This window comes from Vogesella oryzagri, from assembly GCF_040148885.1.
GTDB lineage: Bacteria > Pseudomonadota > Gammaproteobacteria > Burkholderiales > Chromobacteriaceae > Vogesella > Vogesella oryzagri.
Map to the genome: position 1 here is coordinate 72,990 of NZ_JBEFLD010000002.1, position 20,962 is coordinate 93,951.

Here is a 20,962-nt window from a genome sequence, read left to right on the forward strand (position 1 = left end):
CCGTGGCGACAGCGGCTCAGTGCGGCCGCAGTTCCACGCTCAAACCGCCTTCCGGCCGGTTGTGCCAGCTCAGCTGCAGGCCGTGCAGTTCGGCGATACGGCGCACGATGGACAGCCCCAGGCCGCTGCCGCTCTGGCTCTGCCCCGGCGGGCGGTAAAAGCGCTGGCCGATGTGCGGCAGGTGCTCGGCGGCGATGCCCGGGCCGTTGTCGCTGACGCGGATCAGCTGCGGGCTGATTTCCAGCAGCACCTCGGCGCCGGGCGGCGAGTAGCGCACCGCGTTGTCCAGCAGGTTGCGCAGCAGCAGCGACAGCAGCAGCGCCTCGCCGGCCGGCAGCGGGCCGCCGCTGACCTGATGGCGGATGTGGCTGCCACGCACCGTGCTGTACTCGGCCACCTGCTGGCAGGCCTGCTCCGCCAGCTGTGCCCAGTCCAGCGGCTGGCTCGGCAGCGTCTGCTGCTGTTCCAGCCGCGACAGCGCCAGCAGCTGGTCCACCAGATGGCTGGCGCGGTCCACCCCCTGCATCACCTTGCCGGCGGCGGCGTTGCGCGCATTGGCATCGTCCAGCAGGGTCAGCAGCTCGGCCTGCACCCGCAAGGCGGCCAGCGGGCTGCGCAGCTCGTGCGCGGCGGAGGCGGTGAACTGGCGCTCGCGCTGCAGCGTGCCGGCGACGCGGTCGATCAGGCCGTTGAGGCTGTCGAGCAGCGGCGCCAGCTCGCTGGGCAGCGGGTGCGCCAGCGGCGTGGGGTCGTCCGGCTGGCGCTGCAGCAGGGTGCGGCACAAGTCGGCCAACGGTTGCAGCGCGCGGAACACCGCCCACCACACCGCCCCCAGCGCAAACGGCAGCAGCAGCAGCCACACCATGCTCTGGGTCAGCAGCAGGCCGCTGATGGCCTCCAGCCGCTCGCTGTTTTCCTGCGCCACCGCCACGCTGCCGGCCGGGCCGGACAGGTAGTAGACGCGCCAGTCTTCGTCGTCGTGCTGCAGCAAATGAAAGCCGGTGACGCCGGCGTGATAAGGCAGCTCCAGCCCCTCGCTGTCCACCAGCAGGCGCTGGCCCTGCGGGTTCCACACCGCCACCGCCTGGTGGTCGGTCTTTTCCGCCTTGGGGTCGCTGCCTGCCGGCTGCTGCGCCAGCATCGGCAGCGTGCTGTACAGCTGGCGGGCGAAGATCTGCTGCTGGCCGTCGTACAGCTCGTTTACTTCGTGGCGCGCATGCAGCGCCAGCAGCACGCTGCCGAGCAGCCACAGCGGGGTGACCACCAGCAGCAGGCTGCGTACCAGTTGGCCGCGCAGGCTGTAGCTCACGCGCCGTCTCCCAGCGTGTAGCCCAGCCCGCGGCGGGTCTTGATGAAATCGGCACCCAGTTTCTTGCGCAGATGGTGAATGTGCACTTCCACCGCATTGCTTTCCACCTCGTGCGCCCAGTCGTACAGTTTTTCTTCAATCTCGGCGCGGCTGAGCACGCGGTTGCGGTTACCCAGCAGCACCTCCAGCACCGCCAGCTCGCGCGCCGACAGCGCCACCGGCTGGCCGTCCAGCGTTACCTGGCGGGCGGCCGGGTCCAGGCTGACGCGACCGTGCGTCAGCAGCGGCGTGCTGCTACCGCCGCGGCGGCGCAGCAGCGCGCGCAGCCGTGCGGCCAACTCGCCCAGCGCAAACGGCTTCACCAGATAATCGTCGGCGCCGGCATCCAGGCCGCGGATGCGGTCGTTGACGCCATCGCGGGCGGTGAGCAGCAGCACCGGCTCGTGCTGGCCGGCGCGGCGCCAGGCGGCCAGCACCTCCAGCCCGTCCATGCCGGGCAGGCCCAGATCCAGCACCACCGCGTCGTAGGGCGCGGCGCGGATGCCGGACAGCGCCAGCTTGCCATCACGCAGCCAGTCGCAGCTGAACCCCAGCGCCTGCAGTCCGGCCTGCAGCCCGTCCCCGATCAGGGGGTCATCCTCGACGATCAATACCCGCATGCCGTGTTCCTAGCGCCATTCCTTGATACCGGTAATCATGGCACGAACCAGATTCACCCGCTCGATACGGCTCATAACAATGGCCGCCAGCGCGTGCAGCCCCACCGCCGCCAGCAGAGTATTGGCCAGCGCCTCGTGCAGCTCTTCCAGCCAGTCTTCGCCAAAGTAGGCATCGGTGCCCATCAGGTAACCGCTCACCCCCAGCGACAGCACCAGCCCCATCAGCGCGAACATCATCAGCGCGCCCAGCGGGTTGTGGCCGCTGACTTGCGGATGCTGGCCATCCTTCACCGCGCCCAGATGCGCTTTCAACCGTGACGGCGTCGGGAAGAAGCTGGCGAAACGGGCATGCCGGCTGCCGATAAAGCCCCACAGGATGCGGGCCAGCACCAGGCCGCTGGCGAGATAACCGGCCCAGCGGTGCGGCGGATCGCCCTCTTCCAGCACGAACAGGTTGAGCATGACGCAGCTCACCAGCGTCCAGTGGAACAGGCGCACAAACGGATCCCACACTTTTTCGCGGCGGATACGATTTTGCTCGGAAAGGGTGCTCATGATGGCGACTCCAGTAACCGCCGCGGCCAGCAACGCGCGGGCAACGGCAAATCAAGCGTGAACAGCGAACAAACAAAAAAAGCCGGGCAGCTGCCCGGCCATTGCGGCGACGATCAGCTCTCGATGTCGCTCTTTACCGGCTTGCCGGATACCGGGTCGAAGTAGATTTCCACTTTCTTGCCGTCCTTGTTCTTGCCGTAGATTTCGTAGCAGTTGCCGGACACCTTGAACTTCTTGATCTGGTAGCCCTGGCCTTCCAGCTGCTTTTTGAAGTCAGCTTCTTTCTGCCATTTGTCTTTCGGTTGTGCCGGGCATTGGGCAGAGGCAAAGGCGCTGGAGGCAACAACGGCCATCAGGCTTACGGCGAGCAGCTTTTTCATACGATGGTTCTCCTTGGAGGGGTCTGTGTTCACCTGCACGCCTGCAGGTACCGTGTCATTTAATGCCACTGGCCTTAACGGCGGCTTAGCCCTTGCTTAATCCAGGCTTAGCAGGTGGCGGCAGGCGCGCGGCCAGGCGCTGGCGCCACGGCTGCCACAGCAGATCGTGGCCGGCGAACAGCAGGCAACAGGCCAGCCACACCAGCCAGCCGCTCCACAGGTTGTGCGACAGGAAATGCGCGCCACGCAGCATCTGCCCCAGCCCCATCAGCATGCCGGCCGCCGCACCCAGCCAGAACAGCCGCCGCGCCAGCGCCGGCCGGCTTGGCCGCAGCCAGTAGCCCAGCGCCAGCAGAGAGAATCCGGCGGAGGCATGGCCGCCGGGGAAGCAACGCCCGGGGCCGGCATCCGCCGGCACGGCGTCGAACAGGCCAAAGCGGCTGGCATGGCCGCCGAAGGCCTGCAGATCCCACGGGCAGGAGTGCGCGCTTTTCTGCTTCAGCCACGACACCAGCGCGGTGGCCAGCAACATCACCGCCACCGCCAGCAGTTGCCGGTAGTCGCGCCGGCGCCAGCCGCGCCAGCCCAGCACCACCCCGGCCGCCACGATCAGGTACTTGGCCAGCCGGTGATTGAGGATGTCCAGCCAGCGGGCATTCTGCAGCGGGAAGTGGCCGCTGGCCGGGTCAAAGAACAGCGCCTGCAGGCGCAGATCCAGCGCGGGGACGCGCTCCAGCCACAGCAGCAGCAACAGGCCGGCCAGCAGCCACAGCAGCTGGCGACGGTAGAAATCGGCGGGGGATGCGGGCATGCCAGGCTCCGGCAAATAAGGGTTAGCGTGGCAGTGTGCCGCCGGTGGATTAGCGGAAACTTAACTGCCGCTTAGCACGCTACTCGGCACATAAAAAAGGCGCCGCCCTGTGGCGGCGCCCCGTTGTCCGCCGCGCGGGCTTAGCCCTGGCGGCAGGCGGCGTACATGTCCAGTGGCTTTTCGTACAGCGTAGTACGTACTGCCATCAGCCCCAGCACGCTGTGGAACAGGTTGTCCTGGCTATAGCGCTGGTGGCTGGCCTGCTGCAGGCACTGCTGCTGCATGTTGGCCGCAGTCAGCCACTGCGGCGAGAACCACGCCAGCATCGGGATATGCTTTTGCGCGTCCGGCGCCACAATGTACGGCGTGGCGTGCAGGTACATATTGTTTTCGCCCAGCGATTCGCCGTGGTCGGACAGGTAGAACATGCTGCCGGCGATCGCCGGATCGGCCTGCAGCCGCTTGATTACCTGCGCCAGGAAGTAATCGGTATAGCGGATAGTGTTGTCGAAGCCGTTGATGATCTCCTGCTGGCTGCACTTCTGCAGCTCGCTGGTCTGGCACTCCGGCTTGAACACCGCAAACTGCGACGGGTAGCGCTTGTAATACGCCGGGCCGTGGCTGCCCTTCTGGTGCAGCACGATCACCGCGTCGTGCGTCAGCCCCTTGAGCTTGCCATCCAGCGCATCCAGCAGAATCTCGTCGAAACATTCCTCGCTGTTGCAGTACTTGGGATCCTTGGCGCCGAACAGCAGCTGGGTCGGCACGCGGTTGCACACTTCCTTGCAGCCGGAGTTGTTGTCCAGCCAGCTGACGTCCAGCCCGCTGCGCTTGAGGATGTCCAGCAGGTTCTCGCGGTGCTTGGCCTCGTCGGCGTCGAACTTGTCGCGCGGCAGCGCGGAGAACATGCACGGCACCGAGATGGCGGTTTCGGTGCCGCACGACCAGGCATCCCGGTAGTTGATCAGCCCCGGCACCTTGGCCAGCTCCGGATTGGTTGGCCGCGCATAGCCATTGAGCGAGAAATGGTCGGCACGCGCGGTCTCGCCTACCACCAGCACCAGCACCCGCGGCTTGGCGCCGGCCGGCGCCGGCGCGCGCTTGGCATCCAGGCCGATCTGCTGCAGCGGCTGCGCCTTGGCATACATGCGCTTGAAGTAGGACGAGGTGGCCTGCAGGTAATTGGTGGGGGTGATGGCGAAGCGCAGTTCGCGGTTGTTGCGGAACAGCGAGGCGAAGTCCTGGTAGCCGGCCATCGCCACGCCGAACAGCACGCCGGCGGTAATCAGCAGCGCCAGCACGCGGCTGCCCACCTCGCGCAGCGCCGGGCGGAAGCTCAGCGGTGCCTTCCACAGCCACCAGCTGGGCAGCCCGCCGAGCAGTAGCACTGTGAACACCATCTTCAGCGTGATCAGATCGCGCACCTCGGCGCCATCGGTCTGCATGGCGTTGCGCACCATGTTCATGTCGATCAGCACGCCGTACTGGCTCATGAAATAGGTAATGGCCGCGGTGGTGACAAACAGCACGGTCAGCAGCGGGCGGCCGATGCGCGGCCACACCAGCAGCAGCATCAACAGATTGAAAACAGCGGTAACCAGCACAAAAGCCATGCCCAGCAGCTTGATGCCATGGCCGTCCACCGGGCCGACAATGGTCAGCATGCGTTGCCAGAACGGCAGGTTGAACAGCAGTACAAACAGCAGCGAAGCGCCCAGCGCCAGCCATTCCGCCCGCTGTGGACGAAGCAGTTTTTTCATCGGTTCACTCGAAAGGGTTCAGACGGCAGGCACGCAGCCCGCCCAGCGTGTGCATTGCAACAGGCCAGCATTAAGCCAAACTTAGCGCAGCCAGGGTTGCCGCAGAGTATCGCTTTGTCACCGTTCCGTCACCGCCGGCTCACGGTATTGTCATGCGGCGGCAGCACTATCCTACGCATCTGCCCCGCGGAGATGCACCATGAGCCACCGTTACCGCACCATCTGGCTATCCGATGTCCACCTTGGCACCAGCGGCTGCCAGGCCGGCTTTCTGCTGGATTTTCTCAAGCATAACGATGCCGACACCCTGTACCTGGTGGGCGACATCATCGACGGCTGGCAGCTGAAAAAATCCTGGTACTGGAAGCAGGCGCACAACGACGTGGTGCAGAAGGTGCTGCGCAAGGCGCGCAAGGGCACGCAGGTGGTGTACGTGCCGGGCAACCACGACGAAGCGGCGCGGCAGTACGCCGGGCTGGACTTCGGCGGCATCGCCATCCGCAGCGAGGCCGAGCACCGCACCGCCGACGGCAAGCGGCTGCTGATCATCCACGGCGACGAGTTCGACGGCGTGATCCAGCACGTGAAGTGGCTGGCCTATGTCGGCGACAGCCTGTACACGCTGATACTCGGCCTCAACCGCCACTACAACTGGTTACGCCACAAGCTGGGGCGGCCGTACTGGTCGCTGTCGCAATACCTGAAGCACAAGGTGAAGAACGCGGTGAACTTCATCAGCGACTTCGAGCACATCCTGGCGGCCGAGGCGCGCCGCCGCGGCTTTGACGGCGTGATCTGCGGCCACATCCACAAGCCGGAAGTGAAAGACATCGACGGCATCGTGTACGGCAACTGCGGCGACTGGGTGGAAAGCCTGTCGGCGCTGGTGGAGCACCACGACGGCCGGCTGGAGGTGGTGTACTGGACGCAACTGGCGGCCCACGCCGCCGATATGCAGTCGCAGCCCGCCACCCGCCCCGCGGCAGCCGACACCCTGGCACCGCAGGCCGCGCAACAGGAGACCGCCCCATGCGCATCATGATCGTGAGCGATGCCTGGCTGCCGCAGGTCAACGGCGTAGTGCGCAGCCTGCTGGAAACCGTGCGCGAGCTGCGCGCCAGCGGCCACCAGGTGGCGCTGATCACCCCGCTGGGCGGCGAGCACGACGCCGGCGACGGCTTTCGCACCCTGCCCCTACCCAGCTACCCGGACATCCGCATCGCGCTGTTTCCCTACCGCCAGGTGGCGCAAAGGTTGGCCGCATTCAGCCCGCAGGCGGTGCACATCGCCACCGAAGGTCCGCTGGGCTGGGCGGCGCGGCGCTGGTGCCTGCGCCACGGCCAGCCGTTCAGCACCGCCTATCACACCCGCTTTCCGGAATACGTCGCCGCGCGCATCCGCCTGCCGCTGGCCATCAGCTACGCCTTCATGCGTCGCTTCCACGCCCCGGCGGCGGCAGTGATGGCGCCGACGCCCAGCATCGTGCGCGCGCTGCGCCAGCGCGGCTTCGGCAACGTGGTGCTGTGGGGGCGCGGCGTGGACACCACGCTGTTCAGTCCCGGCGAGCGCGAACGGCTGGACAGCGCGCCGCCGCGCTTCGTCTACATCGGCCGCGTGGCGGTGGAAAAGAATATCGAGGCCTTCCTGCAGCTGGAGCTGCCAGGCAGCAAATGGGTGGTGGGCGAAGGCCCGCAGCTGGAGGAACTGCGCCAGCGCTACCCGGCGGTGCACTTTGCCGGCGTGTTTCCGCAGCACGAGTTGGCGCGCTTCTACCGCGCCGCGGACGTGTTCGTGTTCCCCAGCCTGACCGACACCTTCGGCCTGGTGCTGCTGGAGGCGATGGCCTGCGGCACGCCGGTGGCGGCCTACCCGGTGGCAGGTCCCTTGGACGTGGCCGGCGACAGCGGCGGCGGCGTGCTGCATCAGGACCTGCGCAGCGCCTGCCTGCAGGCACTGGCGCTGGACCGCCAGCAGGTACGCCAGGTGGCGGAACGCTTTTCCTGGGCGGCAGCGACGCAGCAGTTCGAAGCCCACCTGCACCCGCGCCCGCTGGGCGAACAGGAGGGCATGGCTTTCACCGCCGGCGGCGGACGCTGAGAAGCGGTTGCCTGGCTGCGGTGACACACCGCAATGGGGCGCTACGGCGTTAGAAACGCCTTCGGCCTACCGGGTTATCTCCAGCGCAACGCCGCTTGCTCAGCCGTTTTTGCCCTGTCTCGCTCTAGCGCGCGAGACCTTGAACAGGTTCTGAACGCGGCGCCAAACGGGCTGCGGCCAACCTTGCACAAGGTTGGCCACAGTGTTTTACATCGTCAGGATCAGGCCGGCGCGTGCGTCGCCTTGCGCGCCCCCAGCTGGCTCAGCAGCACGCTGGCCACGATCAGCGCCGCACCGCCGACCTTGCCGGCACTCATCGCCTCGCCGGCCAGCCAGCCGATCAACCCGCCCCACACCGGCTCCATCGCGTAAATAATGGTGGCACGGGTGGCCGGCACCGTCTGCTGCGCCCAGTTCATCACGATCTGGATCAAGGCCGTGGCGGCGCCCAGCGCCAGCAAGCAGGCCAGCAGCAGCGGCTGCCACTGCGGCAGCGCCTCGCCGGCCAGCGGCGCGCTGGCCAGCGACAGCAGCGCCACCGTCGCCAGCTGCACCAGCGCCATGCGCCCGGCGTTGCAGCCGGCGGCAAAACGGCTGATCAGGCAGATTTCCAGCGCGATGGTGGCAGTGGCGGCGATGGTCAGCCATTCGCCCAGCCCCAGCCGGATACTGAAGCCATCGACGCCGGCCAGCAGCAGCAGGCCGGCAAACGCCAGCGCCACGCCGCCCCACGCCGCCAGGCTGGGACGCTGGCGGAACAGCAGCCACTGCAGCAGCGGCACCAGCGGCACGTACAGCCCGGTGAGAAACGCCGAGGTGCTGCTGGCGATATGCCCCAGCCCCAGCGTCTGCAGGTTGTAGCTGAAATACAGGATCAGGCCGATGCCGATGCCGCCCAGCAGCTCGGTACGGTTGAGGCCGGCCAGCTGGCGGCGGCACAGCAGCAACGCCAGCACGGTGGCGACGGCAAAACGCAGGCCGACAAAGGCAAAGGCGCCGCTCCATTGCAGCGCGGTCTGCACCGCCAGGAAAGTGCCGCCCCAGATCAGCGTCACACCGACCAGCGACAGGTCGGGCAGCCAGGAGCGGTGGGCCGCGGGCGCGGCAGCAGTGAGAGTGGACATAGGCATGGCTCGCGGGTAAGGTGGCACTTCAATTCTGTGCACTATACTGCACAACTTAATTATTGAGCAATATATTGCACTTATGAGTGAACACGCCCCCCTGCAAGTCTTCAGCCACGTCGCCCACAATCTGCGCAGCGCGCGCCAGCAGCGCGGCCTGAGCCAGGAAAAACTGGCCGCTAGCGCCGAGGTCAGCCGCCGCATGCTGGTCAATATCGAAGCCGGCGCCAGCAATGTCAGCATCGCCACCCTCGACCGCCTCGCCAGTGCGCTGGGGCTGACCTTTTCCGAGCTGGTGCGCGCCCCCGGCAGCGACGCGCCGGTGCGGGTGTGGCAGGGCGACAGCAGCGACAGCCACGCCACCTTGCTGCACAGCCTGGCGCTGGCCGGCTGCACGCTGGAGCTGTGGCAGTGGCAGCTGGCGCCCGGCGACAGCTACCTGGCCGCGCCGGACCCGGCTGGCTGCGGCGAGATCGTGGAGGTACACAGCGGCACGCTGCAACTGGCCTACGCCGGCAACGAGCACACGCTGCAAGCGGGCGACACCGCCGGCTACGGCACCGAGCACGGCTACCGCTACCACAATCCGGGCAGCGGCCTGCTGCGCTTCCAGCGCAGCATCGTGATGCCGGCGCCCACCAGCCGCTAAGGTTGGCCGCACGCGCTGACGGCAGCCTGCCGGCGGCGTGCAGCCTAGCACTGGCGAACCGGGCGCCGCAGCAAGCCGCCGACCCGCCCCGATCCGTCCACCCCCACGCCAGCCCGGCTTGCCGCGCTGGCGTTTTTTATCATGCCAACAGTATTTTCAGAGGCTTGATACACATCAATCACCACCACATGCTGCGTCCATACAATGCGCCAAACACAACATATTGGAGCAAACATGGACCCATGCCCCAGCAGCCATGTCGACGCCGTCAGCAGCATCGATGAATACCTGTCCCGTGCCGACTGGCGGGTACAGGCCAACGCCAACCAGGGCTACAGCCTGGGCGGCCTGATCCTCAACATCGCCGGCAAGCTCACCGCCGAGTACTGGCTGGGCAGCGTGTTCAGCCCGCAGGCGGCGCAGGCGCACCGCCACGGCGACCTGCACATCCACGACCTGGACATGCTGTCCGGCTACTGCGCCGGCTGGTCGCTGCGCACCCTGCTGCAGCTGGGCTTTGCCGGCGTCGGCGGCAAGGTGGAATCGGCGCCGCCGCGCCACCTGTCCAGCGCCTGCGGCCAGATCGTCAACTTCCTCGGCACGCTGCAGAACGAATGGGCCGGCGCGCAGGCGTTCAGCTCCTTCGATACCTACCTGGCGCCGTTCGTAAAAAAGGACGCGCTGAGCTACGCGCAGGTGAAGCAGGCGATCCAGGAACTGATCTACAACCTGAACGTGCCCAGCCGCTGGGGCACACAGACACCCTTCACCAACCTGACCTTCGACTGGGTGTGCCCGGAAGACCTGCGCGAGCAGATCCCGGTGCTGGGCGGCGAGGAGATGCCGTTCCGCTACGGCGACTGCGCCCCGGAAATGGCACTGATCAACCGCGCCTATATCGAGGTGATGCTGGCCGGCGACGCGCTGGGACGGGCGTTTACCTTCCCCATCCCCACCTACAACATCACCAAGGATTTCGACTGGTACGGCGAGAACAGCGACCTGTTGTTCGCGATGACCGCCAAGTACGGCCTGCCCTACTTCCAGAACTTCGTGAACTCCGAGCTGGAGCCGCACATGGTGCGCAGCATGTGCTGCCGCCTGCAGCTGGACCTGCGCGAGCTGATGAAGCGCGGCAACGGCCTGTTCGGCAGTGCCGAGCAGACCGGCTCGGTGGGGGTGGTCACTGTCAACTGCGCACGGCTGGGCCACCGCTTTGCCGGTGACGAAGCCGCACTGCTGGCCGAGACCGACCGCCTGCTGGAGCTGGGGCGCGAGGTGCTGGAAGCGCGCCGCCGCGTGGTGCAGCAGCACATCGACGGCGGGCTGTATCCGTACACCCGCCACTTCCTCGGCAGCCTGCGCAACCACTTCTCCACCCTGGGGGTGAACGGCATCAACGAGATGATCCGCAACTTCACTGCCGACGCCCACGACATCACCAGCGACTGGGGCCATGCCTTTGCCTGCCGCTACCTGGACCACATCCGCGCGCGCATGGTGGAGTTCCAGCAGGCCACCGGCCACCTGTACAACCTGGAAGCCACCCCGGCGGAAGGCACCACCTACCGCTTCGCGCGCGAGGACAACAAGCGTTACCCCGGCATCCTGCAGGCCGGCAGCGCAGAGCGGCCGTACTACACCAACTCCAGCCAGCTGCCGGTGGGATTCACCGACGACCCGTTCGAGGCACTGCTGCGCCAGGACGAACTGCAGCGCAAATACACCGGCGGCACCGTGCTGCACCTGTACATGAGCGAGGCGGTAAGCAGTGCCGATGCCTGTCGCCAGCTGGTACGCCGCGCGCTGGAAAACTTCCGCCTGCCCTACATCACCATCACGCCGACGTTCTCGATCTGCCCGACGCACGGCTACCTGTCCGGCCGTCACGACTATTGCCCGAAGTGCGATGCCGAACTGATCGCGAAAAAACGCCAGGCCGCCTGCTGCGACTGAGCGTCGCGGCGTGAATCGCAGGGAGGGCAAAGCAGCGCGTGCCCACCAGCAACACCCGCCCCCCCCATACCAACAAGACAGCGCAAACCCGCCGCCATGCGGCCAACCCTTGAAAGGAAACGCCATGCACAACCAGCAAACCATCGAACTGAAAGACGAAGAACGCACCCGCTGCGAGGTATGGACGCGGGTGATGGGCTACCACCGCCCGGTGGCCTCGTTCAATACCGGCAAGCAGGGTGAATTCCATGAACGCCGCCACTTCGACGAACAGCGCGCCGGCTGAGCGCGCCCGCATCGGCGGCTGGCAGCCGTTCTCCAGTTGCGACTGGCCGGGGCGGCTGGCCGCGGTGGTATTCCTCGCCGGCTGCCCGTGGCGCTGCGGCTACTGCCACAATCCCGGCCTGCTGCAGCGCCGCCACGGCCACCACCGTTGGCCGCAGCTGCGCGAACAGCTGCAGCGCCGGCGCGGCCTACTGGACGGCGTGGTGTTCTCCGGCGGCGAGCCACTGTCCGACCCCGCACTGCCGGCACTGCTGGCCGAGGCCCGGGCGCTGGGTTTTGCCACCGGCCTGCACAGCGCCGGCTGCCATCCCGACCGCCTGCGGCAGGTGCTGCCGCTGCTGGACTGGGTGGGGCTGGACATCAAGACCCAGCCCGGCCGCTACGCCGCGCTCACCGGCAGCGGCGGCAGCGGCGCACGCGCCTTTGCCAGCCTGGACCTGCTGCTGGCGCACGGCGGCGACTTCGAATGCCGCAGCACCATCCACCCGACGCTGCACGACGACAGCAGCCTACTGCAGCTGGCCGGTGAACTGGCCCACCGCGGCGTGCGCCGCTATGCCTGGCAGCTGCTGCGCCCGGGGCCGCAACTGCCGCAAGCCTTCGCGCCGATCGCCACGGGTTGGCCGCAGGCTGATGTGCAGCAGCAGGTGGCGGCAATGTTCGAGCATTTTGAACTGCGTACCGGCTGAACCATTTACCCTGTACGCCATCCGCGCCCGCGGCGCTGGCCGCGGCACCGCCGGCTGTCTCCCGGCATGCGGCCAACCTTGTCCGTCAGCAATAAACAAGGCCGCCCCTGGGCGGCCTTGTCGTTGATGCGGCAGAGCGGCAAGTGCAGCGCTACTCGCCGCGCAGCTCCTTCAGGTACTTGTACACCGTCGCCCGCCCCAGCCCCAGCACATTGCCGATGTAGTGGGTGGCGCTCTTGCCGTTGAAGGCGCCCTCGGCATACAGCGCCGCCACCAGCTCGCGGCGGTGCGGCCGCGTCAGCGTGTTCAGCGCCAGCTGCCGCTCACGCAGCCAGCCGTGCATGAAGCTGTTGATGCGCTCCTGCCAGTCGTCGCGGAACAGCTCGGCCGGCTGCTCCACCAGCCCGGCGCCCTTCAGCAGCATGCCCAGCATGCCGTGCATGTCCTCGAACACCGCGATGTTGAAGTTGATGCACATCACCCCCAGCGCGTTGCCGCCGTCGTCGAATAGCACGGTGCTGGTGCAGCGCATCTTGCGGCCATCCCAGTTCAGCTTCTCGTACGGCCCCACCGTGCGCTCGTCTATGGTGCGCTCGATGTCCTCCAGCGCCGCATCGTCGCCCACCTCGCGCCGCGACAGGTTGTTGGCCAGGTACAGCACACGCTGGCTGTCCAGGTCGTGGATCACCACCTCGGCATAGGGGAAGAACAGCCGGGCGATGCCGTCGGCCAGGTGCTGGTAACGCGCCAGCAGTAGCTGCTGGCGGGAGGTGGTGTCGGCGCTCATGGTTGGGCTGGCGGATAAGGACACGGGATAGTGACCGATGCGCTCAGGCCGGACAAGTGGCGCTGTGCAGCTGCCATACCGCATGGGCGATGGCCACGTCCTGCAGCCCCATGCCGATGGAGCGGAAGAACACGTGGCGATGGTAGTCCGGGCGCGGCGCGCGGCCGGACACCAGCGCCGCCAGGTCGCCGCGCAGCGCCTGCGGCTGCCAGCAGCCACGCTCGGCCGCCAGTACCATCTCGCCGGCGCGGGTCGGCGTAGTGGCGGCGTGGTCGCAGTACACCTCCATGGCGGCCAGGCTTTCCGGCGGCACTTCGTGCGCGTTGACGGCATTGGTGCTGATGGAGGTGATCAGCGCCGGCTTGGCTAGCGACGCCGGGTCCAGCACCGCGCTGGCGGACGAGGTGCACAGCATGATCACGTCGGCGCCGTCGGTGGCGGCAGCCATGCTGTCGCAGCAGCGCACGCGGGCATCGACTGCGGCCAACGTCTGCTGCAGTGCCGGGTTGGCGGCGAGGTCCGGCGCATAGACGCGCACCTCGCGCCAGTCGCGCAGCGGCAGCGCATGGCGCAGGTGCGCCTGGCCCAGTGCGCCGCAGCCGATCAGCACCAGCACGCGGCTGTCGGCCGGCGCCAGCTCGTCCACCGCCAGCGCGGTAGTGCCGGCGGTGCGCTCGGCGGTGAGCTCACCGGAATCGCAGAACAGCAGCGGCTGGCCGGTCTGCATCGACATCAGTGTGGTCCAGGCGGTGATCACCGGCCGGCCAGAGGTAACGATATACGGCGACAGCTTGGCGCCGAACACCTGCTCGCTGGCCAGCACGCCCTGGTAAGTGATGAAATCGCCGGCGCCGTGCGGGAACAGCGTCAGGCTCTGTGCCGGCTGCACTGCCTGTTCGTCGGCCAGCGCGGCAAACAGCCGGCGCAGGGTGGCTGCCAGCGGCAGCTGCGCCAGCAAGGGGCGGATTTGCGCGGCGGACAGAATCACGGGCGGGCGGTGGTGCGAGGTGGTCATCTTGGTCTCCTGCAGCGGTATTGGTGTCTTTTGTGGATATTTTGTCTACACAGACTAGCAGTGCAGTCCACAAAATGGAAATAATTTGTCCACACTGGATTTTTTGTCTACATTAGCAACGGCAAGCACAGACGCGGCCACCGCGCACCGCCACCACGGGAAGACCGACCGATCACCCAGGAGAAACTTCATGAAGCGCAGCACCTTCCGTACCCTCGCCCTGCCCCTGCTCGCCCTGCTGGCCGTACCGGCCATGGCGCAAAGCACCATCCGCATGGGGCTGGAGCCGTTCTACCCGCCGTTCGAGAGCAAGCAGGCCGACGGCCAGCTGGTCGGCTTCGACATCGACGTCGGCAAGGCCATCTGCGAACGCATGGCCGCCAAGTGCAGCTGGGTGGAGACCTCGTTCGAGGGCCTGATCCCCGGCCTGAAGGCCAAGAAGTTCGACGTCATCAACTCGTCGATGAACATCACCGCCAAGCGCCGCGAATCCATCGACTTCACCACCCCGATCTACATCGTGCCGATCCAGATGGTGGCCAAGCGCGGCAGCGGCCTGCAGCCGACCGTGGCCAGCCTGAAAGGCAAGACCGTGGGCGTGCTGCAGGGCGCCACCCAGGAAGACTTCGTGCGCAAGCACTGGGAGAAGAACGGCGTTAAGGTGGTGGCCTACCGCGACCAGGCGCAGATCTATCTTGACCTGGCCTCCGGCCGGCTGGATGCCGGGGTGCAGGAAGCACAGAACGCGATGGAAGGCTTCCTCAGCAAGCCCAACGGCAAAGATTTCGACTTTGCCGGCGGCGTGCTCAGCGACTTTGCCACCCTGGGCGAAGGCACCGGTTTTGGCGTGCGCAAGGGCGACAAGGCCACCATGGCGGCACTGGAAAAAGCCATCAGCGGGCTGAAGCAGGACGGTACCCTCAGCCGCCTGTCGCAGAAATACTTCAAGCGCGACATCATCGCCAAGTAAGCTGCCGCCAGGGTTGGCCGCAGGCTGCGGCCAACCCGGCAGATCCCGTTGCCATGGCCGCTGCCCGCAGCGCCCATGGCAACTGCATCTGAAAGAAGCACAACATGGATTTCGACATCATCGTCCTCGGCGCCGGCATGATCGGCGTCTCCAGCGCCATCGCCCTGCAACAACGCGGCCTGCGCGTGGCACTGCTGGACCGCCGCGCCCCCGGCGAGGAAACCAGCCACGGCAACGCCGGGCTGCTGGAACGCGCCGCCGTGGTGCCGTACGGCTTCCCGCGCGACTTGGCCAGCGTGCTGCGCATCGGCCGCAACCGCTCCACCGACGTGCGTTACCAGCCGTCCAGCCTGCTGCAGAGCACGCCGTGGCTGTGGCGCTACTTCCGCGCTTCCGCCCCGCATCGCCTCGCCGCCGCCGCTCACGACATGCTGCCGCTGATCAGCCGCAGCCTGGACGAACACGCCGCGCTGATCGCCGCGGCCAACATGCAGCAGCTGTGCAGCGACGACGGCCTGTACGAGGCCTACCGCACCGAGGCCGGCTTTGCCGCCGAGGCCGCCAACGCGCGCCGTATCGCCGCCGAACACGGCCTGCAGCTGCAGCTTCTGGACGCAGCGCAGCTGCGCGCCGCCGAACCGGGGCTGGGTGAAGGTTTTGCCGGCGCGGTGCACTGGCGCGACCCGCAGCGCATCAGCGATCCGGGCGCGCTGACCCGCGGCTATGCCCGCTACTTCGAAAGCCTGGGCGGCACGCTGCTGCAACAGGAAGCCACCGCGCTGACGCCGGATGGCAGCGGCTGGCAGGTACACACCGCCGCCGGGGTACTGCACGCCGCGCAGGTGGTGGTGGCGATGGGACCGTGGTCCGACGACATCTTCCGCCCGCTGGGCTACCGCATTCCGCTGCAGACCAAGCGCGGCTACCACATGCACTACCAGCCGCTGGGACCGGGGCTGAGCTACACCGTGGCCGACGTGGAAGGCGGCTTCGTGGTATCGCCGATGCAGCGCGGGCTGCGCATCGCCACCGGCGTGGAGCTGGCGCGCCGTGACGCCGCCCCCAACTACGCGCAGCTGGAGCAGGCCGAGGCGCTGGCGCGCGGGCTGTTCCCGCTGGGCGAGCGGCTGGACGCCACGCCGTGGATGGGCAGCCGCCCGTGCCTGCCGGACATGCGCCCGGCGCTGGGCGCCGCGCCACGCCACCGCGGGCTGTGGTTCAACTTCGGCCACGCCCACCACGGCCTGACGCTGGGACCGGTATGCGGCCAACTGCTGGCGCAGGTGATCTGCAACGAGACGCCGTTTACCGACCCGGCGCCGTACGCGCCGGCGCGCTTCCTGTAGCGCGCCGCTTGTCGATCCCCCCAGCGGCCCACACGGGCCGCTTTTTTTGCGACGGCAGCGCGGGGGCGCGTGCGACCGCTGCGGCGCGAAGGCTGCGCTGGCGCCACGCATGCAAAAGGCGATCCGTGGATCGCCTTTTGCATGTGACCTGAGCCTGCTGTCGGCCGCAGCAGCCGACCTATAGCGCCTCAGCGCACATTGCGCACCAGCAGGTCCGGCTGGCGGCAGCTGCGCGCCTCGGCGCGCTGCATCTGTTCGCTGCAAGGCTGCGCGCCCTTGCCAGCCGTGTCGAAGCAGACGCGTACTTCCTGCAGGAAACGGCCGGCGCCGCTACAGGCCACGCTGATGGCGCTGGCTGGCAGCCACGGGTTGGCCGCCACCAGATCGGCCTTCAGCTGCGGCAGGCTGCGGCGCAGCGGCTGCGCCGGCGCCTGGTAGGCGGCGGGGATGCGCACTTTCGCCTTCAGGCTGGCGGCCAGCTGGTGGAACTGCGGCTGGCTCAACCCGCTGCAGCTGCCGTGCTTGTCCCACTCGTGGCGGTACAGCTTGCGGCTGGGATACAGGCCGGCGAACTGCTGCTCGATCTGCGGCTGCAGCGGCGCGGCGGCGCAACTTGCCGGATAGCCGCGCTGGTACTGCGGCCACAGCCCGTGCAGCACAAAGCCGTACGGCCGGCCGCACTGCTCGGCATCCTGCGGCCGCGCGGCGCAGTAATCCGGCGACCACGACAGCGCCAGCACGTAGAAATCGAAGCGCCCTGCCACATCGGCCGCCGACGCCGTGGCGGCCAACATGGTCCCGGCCAGTAGTGCCGGCAACAACAGCGCGCGCCGCATCACAGCGTGGCCTTGCTGTAGCTGCCGCGGTCGATGTCCAGCAGCTCCACGCACAACTGCACCGCCAGCTCGGCCGGCCAGTCGCAGGCAGTTTGCAGTGCGGCCAGCAGTTGCTGCGACAGCAGCTTTTTCACTTCCGGCTGGCGGCCGGCCAGCAGCGCCAGCTTCACATGCACAAAGGCATGCCCGTCCGGCTCGTCGCCGACCAGGAACAGCGGCAGCGGCACGGCGCGGCTCTTGATGTCCGGGCCGTCGAACTGGCCGCTGTGCAGCAGCACATCGTTGAGCGTGCGCAGCAGCGCGGCCGCCGGCAGCGCGGTGAGGTTGGCGGAGTATTCAACGGTCAGGTGCGGCATGGCTGGCTCCCAAACGGTGCGGCCCACTGGGGCCGCACTCATGTAACAGCGGGGCGGTAGCCGCCCCGGCACGACAAGGCAAACGCTGGCGTAACGCCGGCTTACGCCAGCGTCAGCACCACCGGGGTGTGGTCGGACGGGCGCTCCCACTTGCGCGGCACCTTGTCGATCACGCAGCCGCTGGCACGCGCCTTCAGGCTGTCGGTAATCAGGATGTGGTCGATGCGCACGCCCATATTGCGGCGGAACATCATGGCGCGGTAATCCCACCAGCTGTACATCTTCGGCTCCTGATTGAAGTGGCGGAAGCTATCTGTCAGCCCCATGCCGATCAGGCGGCGGAAGGCGTCGCGCTCCGGCGTGGTGCACAGCACCTGCTCGTGCCAGCCTTCCGGGTCGTACACGTCGATGTCTTCCGGCGCGATGTTGTAGTCGCCCAGCAGTGCAAAATCCGCGTGTGCGGCCAACTCGCTGGCCACGTAGCGTTCCAGATTGGCCAGCCACTGCAGCTTGTACTGGTACTTGGGCGAATCCACCGCCTCGCCGTTGACGAAGTAGGCGCAGATCACCCGCACGCCGTCCACGGTGGCGGCGATCACCCGGCGCTGCTCGTCGTCGTAGCCGGGGATGCCGGTGACCACGTCGCTCATGCTGCAGCCGTTCTTCACCAGGATGGCCACGCCGTTATAGGTCTTCTGCCCCAGCCACGCGGCCTGGTAGCCGGCGGCCTCGATCTCGGCCAGCGGAAACGCCGGCTGGTCCAGCTTCAGTTCCTGCAGGCACAGCACGTCGACGGGGTTATCCGCCAGCCACTGCAGCACCTGCGGCAGGCGCACTTTCAGCGAGTTGACGTTCCAAGTGGCAAGTTGCATGGGGTACTCCGGTTCAGATGGCAGGGCGTCACCTTAGCGCGGCTGGCGCAGGCTGACAACGCGGCTAAAATCGCAAACACCCCGCGCGCGGCAACAGCCAAAAATCAGCCAGTTAGCGGCAAGTGCCGTCTAACAAAATAAACACTCTACTTGCCAGCCGGCGACAAAGCCCCCTAGAATGGCTGCATCGTCGTAACCGGAAGTTCCAATTGTTCTCTCGTAACTCGCGCCATCCGGCCAATCAGGTACTCAACGAGTGCCCTACCAAAAACCCCAATCGTCGCCGCCTGGCACCATTGGCCCTCGATTTCAATATGCGTTCCGCCGCCAAGCCGCAAGCCCATCGCCTGCATCCGGCCGCCCAGCCCGACAGCCAGTCCAAACCGCCGCGTTAGCGTCGTTTCCTGCCCGTTTCCCCTATTGAATAAAGCCTGAGCCCGCCACCCGCGCGCCCGGCGCCTCCGTCTGCCTGTGCCCGCAGCCATCCGCTGCCGCACGCAGGCGCAATCATGCCCTCCGCCTAGTTGGCCGCACGCCGCGCCACTGCTGCGGGCGGGCAGGAAACCGCGTTCACGGCCCCGTGCCGTGGCGCCAAGGACTTGTCATGTCGTTCAGTAACTGGATTCTTTATCTTGGCACCATCGTGCTGTTGATGGCGGCGCCCGGCCCGGGCCCGCTGCTCACCCTGTCGCACGGCGCGCAGCACGGCGCCCGTGGCGGCATCCCCAATGCGCTGGGGTTTTCTGCCGGCGCGCTGCTGCTGATGGCGCTGTCGGCGCTGGGCATCACCGCGCTGCTGTTCACCTCGCCCACCGCCTTCAATATCGTGAAGCTGCTGGGTGCCGGCTACCTGGTGTGGCTGGGCATCACCCTGTGGCGCAAGCCGTTTGCGCTGGGTGGCGAGCAGGCCGGCGCGGCCAGCAAACTGTGGAGCGGCTTCCGCCCGGCGTTTTTGCTGGCGGTGAGCAACCCGGAAGACACCGTGTTCTTCTCCGCGCTGCTGCCGCGCTTTCTCGACCCCAGCCGCGAGCTGTGGCCGCAGTACCTGACCATGGCCATCACCTGGCTCGTGGCCGACCTGGTGATCGCCGTGGCACTGGCCGCCGCCGGTGGCCGCCTCGGCGACTGGCTGGCGCACGGCCAGCGGCTGAAGCGCTTCTCGCGCACCTCGGCCGGGCTGTTCGTCATCGCCGGCCTGATGCTGGCCGCGGTGCAACGCTGATCGCTGTCACGCCTGCCCGGCAGGTGTTTGCTCTCCCTTGCCGCGACCCATGTCGCGGCTTTTTTCATGCCGGTGCCGGCTCGCCGGCCAAAATGGCAGGCAAAAAAAGACCCCCGCGTTGGCGGGGGTAACAGTCAAGTTCGCTTGCTGCCTTGAAGCATTGCGACATGCAACAAAGGTGTGAACACCCCTGCCGGCATTGGTTCCACACGGCGGGAAAAAAATCACGCGCGCCGGCCACCCCCGGCCACCCGCCGTGCTCAGCCCGCGCCCCGCGCCAGCTCCGCCGCCAGCCGGTCCAGATTCTGCTCGTTGGCCGGCTCCACGATCGCCCTCACCGCCGCGGCCACTGCCTCGTCGTCGAAGGTCTGCGCCCACAACAGCAGCGTGCCGTCGGCAGCGGGTTCCAGCGTGATGCTGAGCTGAAAATGCGGCGCGCAGACGTGGCGCAGCACCACTTGTCGCGCGGGTTCGATGCTGACGAACAGCGACTCGTTGGCATACACCGTGCCGTCCGGGCCGATCATGTCGAATAGCCAGCGTCCGCCGGGGCGGAAATCGAATTCGGCAATGCGGTTGCTAAAGCCCGCCGGCCCCCACCAGCGGGCGATGCGCTCCACATCGGCAATGGCGGCAAATACCACGGCTGGCGGCGCGGCAAACTGGCGGCTGGTACGGAAGGTGGTGCTCATGGCGGCGTCTCGCGGTGATTGCCGGCGGGGCTGCCCGGCGTGGGAGAGGTTTCGTTATAGCAATGGAGCGGACATGCAACCTCACCGCAGCAAGCGATAGCGAACACGCCCGTCATCACTCAGCCAAGCTGGCCGGCTTGAGAAACGGTACCACCTTGCGCTGCAACAGCTCTACCAGCACCGGGTCCATATAGCCGTAGTTGTCGGGAATGTTCAGCACGATCACCCGCTTGCCGTTCAGGTAGCGCCGGAACTTGCGCGACAGCTTGCTGCGGTGCGCCTTCTCCATCACGAAGACGATGTCCGCCCACAGCAATTGTTCCGGGCTCAGATAGACCTCGGCCGACTCGTGCAGCCCGGCCGAATCGCAGGCAATGCCCGGGTAGCAGGCAAACACCTGCTCGGCGGTGGGGCTGCGCAGACGATTCTGCGAGCAGAGAAAGAGGAGGTGCTGCATCGGGTAGCTATCCAGAAAGTTGCAGAAGCTGCCTTACGGCCAACGTGCAGTATGTAGCCTGGATAAGCGCAGCGCATCCGGGGGCTAGCAGCCACAACGCCCCGGAGGCACCTGCGGCTTATCCGGGCGACTTGA

General features: G+C 67.2%; 23 protein-coding genes. 9 read left to right on the forward strand and 14 right to left on the reverse strand.

All coding sequences use genetic code 11. The annotated features are described in order from the left end of the window. Positions 1 to 16: 16 nt before the first annotated feature. The 6 genes from ABNW52_RS02965 to ABNW52_RS02990 all read right to left on the reverse strand — a co-directional run bounded on the left by ABNW52_RS02965 (position 17) and on the right by ABNW52_RS02990 (position 5,474). Positions 17 to 1,309, reverse strand: a complete 1,293-nt coding sequence (locus ABNW52_RS02965; protein WP_349583808.1) for an ATP-binding protein — start codon at positions 1,307 to 1,309, stop codon at positions 17 to 19. Beyond that, entirely contained in the window at positions 1,306 to 1,968 is a 663-nt protein-coding gene (locus ABNW52_RS02970) for a response regulator (RefSeq protein ID WP_349583811.1), read from the reverse strand. Before ABNW52_RS02970 ends, ABNW52_RS02965 begins: the two co-directional genes overlap by 4 nt. Positions 1,969 to 1,977: 9 nt before the next feature. Then, the gene (locus ABNW52_RS02975; RefSeq protein ID WP_349583814.1) at positions 1,978 to 2,523 is read right to left on the reverse strand and encodes a cytochrome b/b6 domain-containing protein; all 546 of its coding nucleotides are present in this window, start codon (positions 2,521 to 2,523) and stop codon (positions 1,978 to 1,980) included. A 113-nt stretch (positions 2,524 to 2,636) separates the two neighbouring features. Then, positions 2,637 to 2,903: a PepSY domain-containing protein gene (locus tag ABNW52_RS02980; RefSeq protein WP_349583816.1), complete on the reverse strand. Its 267-nt coding sequence runs from the start codon at positions 2,901 to 2,903 to the stop codon at positions 2,637 to 2,639. 85 nt (positions 2,904 to 2,988) lie between these two features. Then, positions 2,989 to 3,714, reverse strand: a complete 726-nt coding sequence (locus tag ABNW52_RS02985) for a phosphatase PAP2 family protein (RefSeq protein WP_349583818.1) — start codon at positions 3,712 to 3,714, stop codon at positions 2,989 to 2,991. 140 nt (positions 3,715 to 3,854) lie between these two features. Then, entirely contained in the window at positions 3,855 to 5,474 is a 1,620-nt protein-coding gene (locus ABNW52_RS02990) for a phosphoethanolamine transferase (RefSeq protein ID WP_349583820.1), read from the reverse strand. Positions 5,475 to 5,673: 199 nt separating this feature from the next. Here ABNW52_RS02990 and ABNW52_RS02995 point away from each other — a divergent pair, with 199 nt between their 5' ends. Both ABNW52_RS02995 and ABNW52_RS03000 read left to right on the forward strand, forming a co-directional pair. Then, the gene (locus ABNW52_RS02995; protein WP_349583822.1) at positions 5,674 to 6,516 is read left to right on the forward strand and encodes a UDP-2,3-diacylglucosamine diphosphatase; all 843 of its coding nucleotides are present in this window, start codon (positions 5,674 to 5,676) and stop codon (positions 6,514 to 6,516) included. Then, positions 6,504 to 7,571 carry a glycosyltransferase family 4 protein gene (locus ABNW52_RS03000; protein WP_349583824.1) on the forward strand — a complete coding sequence of 356 codons (1,068 nt, stop codon included), beginning with the start codon at positions 6,504 to 6,506 and terminating at the stop codon, positions 7,569 to 7,571. Before ABNW52_RS02995 ends, ABNW52_RS03000 begins: the two co-directional genes overlap by 13 nt. A gap of 221 nt (positions 7,572 to 7,792) precedes the next feature. Here the strand turns inward: ABNW52_RS03000 and ABNW52_RS03005 are convergent, their stop codons facing one another. Then, positions 7,793 to 8,695, reverse strand: coding sequence for a DMT family transporter (locus tag ABNW52_RS03005; RefSeq protein ID WP_349583827.1), 903 nt, complete (start codon positions 8,693 to 8,695; stop codon positions 7,793 to 7,795). An 82-nt stretch (positions 8,696 to 8,777) separates the two neighbouring features. Here ABNW52_RS03005 and ABNW52_RS03010 point away from each other — a divergent pair, with 82 nt between their 5' ends. The 4 genes from ABNW52_RS03010 (at position 8,778) to ABNW52_RS03025 (ending at position 12,274) form a co-directional block, all read left to right on the forward strand. After that, complete coding sequence (locus ABNW52_RS03010; protein WP_349583829.1) at positions 8,778 to 9,344, forward strand: helix-turn-helix domain-containing protein; 567 nt, start codon at positions 8,778 to 8,780, stop codon at positions 9,342 to 9,344. Between the two features lie 234 nt (positions 9,345 to 9,578). Continuing rightward, the gene (locus ABNW52_RS03015; protein ID WP_349583832.1) at positions 9,579 to 11,300 is read left to right on the forward strand and encodes a ribonucleoside triphosphate reductase; all 1,722 of its coding nucleotides are present in this window, start codon (positions 9,579 to 9,581) and stop codon (positions 11,298 to 11,300) included. Positions 11,301 to 11,424: 124 nt separating this feature from the next. Then, positions 11,425 to 11,586, forward strand: a complete 162-nt coding sequence (gene nrdD, locus ABNW52_RS03020) for an anaerobic ribonucleoside-triphosphate reductase (RefSeq protein ID WP_349583835.1) — start codon at positions 11,425 to 11,427, stop codon at positions 11,584 to 11,586. After that, complete coding sequence (locus ABNW52_RS03025; protein WP_349583838.1) at positions 11,549 to 12,274, forward strand: anaerobic ribonucleoside-triphosphate reductase activating protein; 726 nt, start codon at positions 11,549 to 11,551, stop codon at positions 12,272 to 12,274. The genes nrdD and ABNW52_RS03025 overlap by 38 nt, the downstream gene beginning before the upstream one ends. A gap of 151 nt (positions 12,275 to 12,425) precedes the next feature. Here ABNW52_RS03025 and ABNW52_RS03030 read toward each other — a convergent pair whose 3' ends face one another. Together ABNW52_RS03030 and ABNW52_RS03035 are read right to left on the reverse strand one after the other, a co-directional pair. Continuing rightward, entirely contained in the window at positions 12,426 to 13,061 is a 636-nt protein-coding gene (locus tag ABNW52_RS03030) for a helix-turn-helix transcriptional regulator (RefSeq protein ID WP_349583841.1), read from the reverse strand. Between the two features lie 43 nt (positions 13,062 to 13,104). After that, entirely contained in the window at positions 13,105 to 14,076 is a 972-nt protein-coding gene (locus ABNW52_RS03035) for an ornithine cyclodeaminase family protein (protein ID WP_349583844.1), read from the reverse strand. Positions 14,077 to 14,266: 190 nt separating this feature from the next. Here ABNW52_RS03035 and ABNW52_RS03040 point away from each other — a divergent pair, with 190 nt between their 5' ends. Together ABNW52_RS03040 and ABNW52_RS03045 are read left to right on the forward strand one after the other, a co-directional pair. Continuing rightward, entirely contained in the window at positions 14,267 to 15,046 is a 780-nt protein-coding gene (locus ABNW52_RS03040) for an ABC transporter substrate-binding protein (protein ID WP_349583847.1), read from the forward strand. Positions 15,047 to 15,150: 104 nt separating this feature from the next. Beyond that, on the forward strand, positions 15,151 to 16,392 hold the full coding sequence (locus tag ABNW52_RS03045; RefSeq protein ID WP_349583850.1) for an NAD(P)/FAD-dependent oxidoreductase: 1,242 nt from the start codon (positions 15,151 to 15,153) through the stop codon (positions 16,390 to 16,392). 188 nt (positions 16,393 to 16,580) lie between these two features. Here ABNW52_RS03045 and ABNW52_RS03050 read toward each other — a convergent pair whose 3' ends face one another. The 3 genes from ABNW52_RS03050 to xth all read right to left on the reverse strand — a co-directional run bounded on the left by ABNW52_RS03050 (position 16,581) and on the right by xth (position 18,456). Further along, a complete protein-coding gene (locus tag ABNW52_RS03050) occupies positions 16,581 to 17,228 on the reverse strand; it encodes a ribonuclease T2 family protein (RefSeq protein WP_349583853.1) in 648 nt (215 codons plus the stop codon). Beyond that, positions 17,228 to 17,584 (reverse strand): 5-carboxymethyl-2-hydroxymuconate Delta-isomerase, encoded by a 357-nt coding sequence (locus ABNW52_RS03055; RefSeq protein WP_349583856.1) that lies wholly within the window; start codon positions 17,582 to 17,584, stop codon positions 17,228 to 17,230. Before ABNW52_RS03055 ends, ABNW52_RS03050 begins: the two co-directional genes overlap by 1 nt. Before the next feature lie 101 nt (positions 17,585 to 17,685). Continuing rightward, complete coding sequence (gene xth / locus ABNW52_RS03060) at positions 17,686 to 18,456, reverse strand: exodeoxyribonuclease III (RefSeq protein WP_349583858.1); 771 nt, start codon at positions 18,454 to 18,456, stop codon at positions 17,686 to 17,688. Between the two features lie 604 nt (positions 18,457 to 19,060). Here xth and ABNW52_RS03065 point away from each other — a divergent pair. Continuing rightward, positions 19,061 to 19,678: a LysE family translocator gene (locus ABNW52_RS03065; RefSeq protein ID WP_349583861.1), complete on the forward strand. Its 618-nt coding sequence runs from the start codon at positions 19,061 to 19,063 to the stop codon at positions 19,676 to 19,678. Between the two features lie 260 nt (positions 19,679 to 19,938). Here ABNW52_RS03065 and ABNW52_RS03070 read toward each other — a convergent pair whose 3' ends face one another. Both ABNW52_RS03070 and ABNW52_RS03075 read right to left on the reverse strand, forming a co-directional pair. Then, positions 19,939 to 20,370, reverse strand: coding sequence for an SRPBCC domain-containing protein (locus ABNW52_RS03070; protein ID WP_349583864.1), 432 nt, complete (start codon positions 20,368 to 20,370; stop codon positions 19,939 to 19,941). Positions 20,371 to 20,485: 115 nt separating this feature from the next. After that, on the reverse strand, positions 20,486 to 20,827 hold the full coding sequence (locus tag ABNW52_RS03075; protein WP_349583867.1) for a low molecular weight protein tyrosine phosphatase family protein: 342 nt from the start codon (positions 20,825 to 20,827) through the stop codon (positions 20,486 to 20,488). Positions 20,828 to 20,962: the final 135 nt, after the last annotated feature.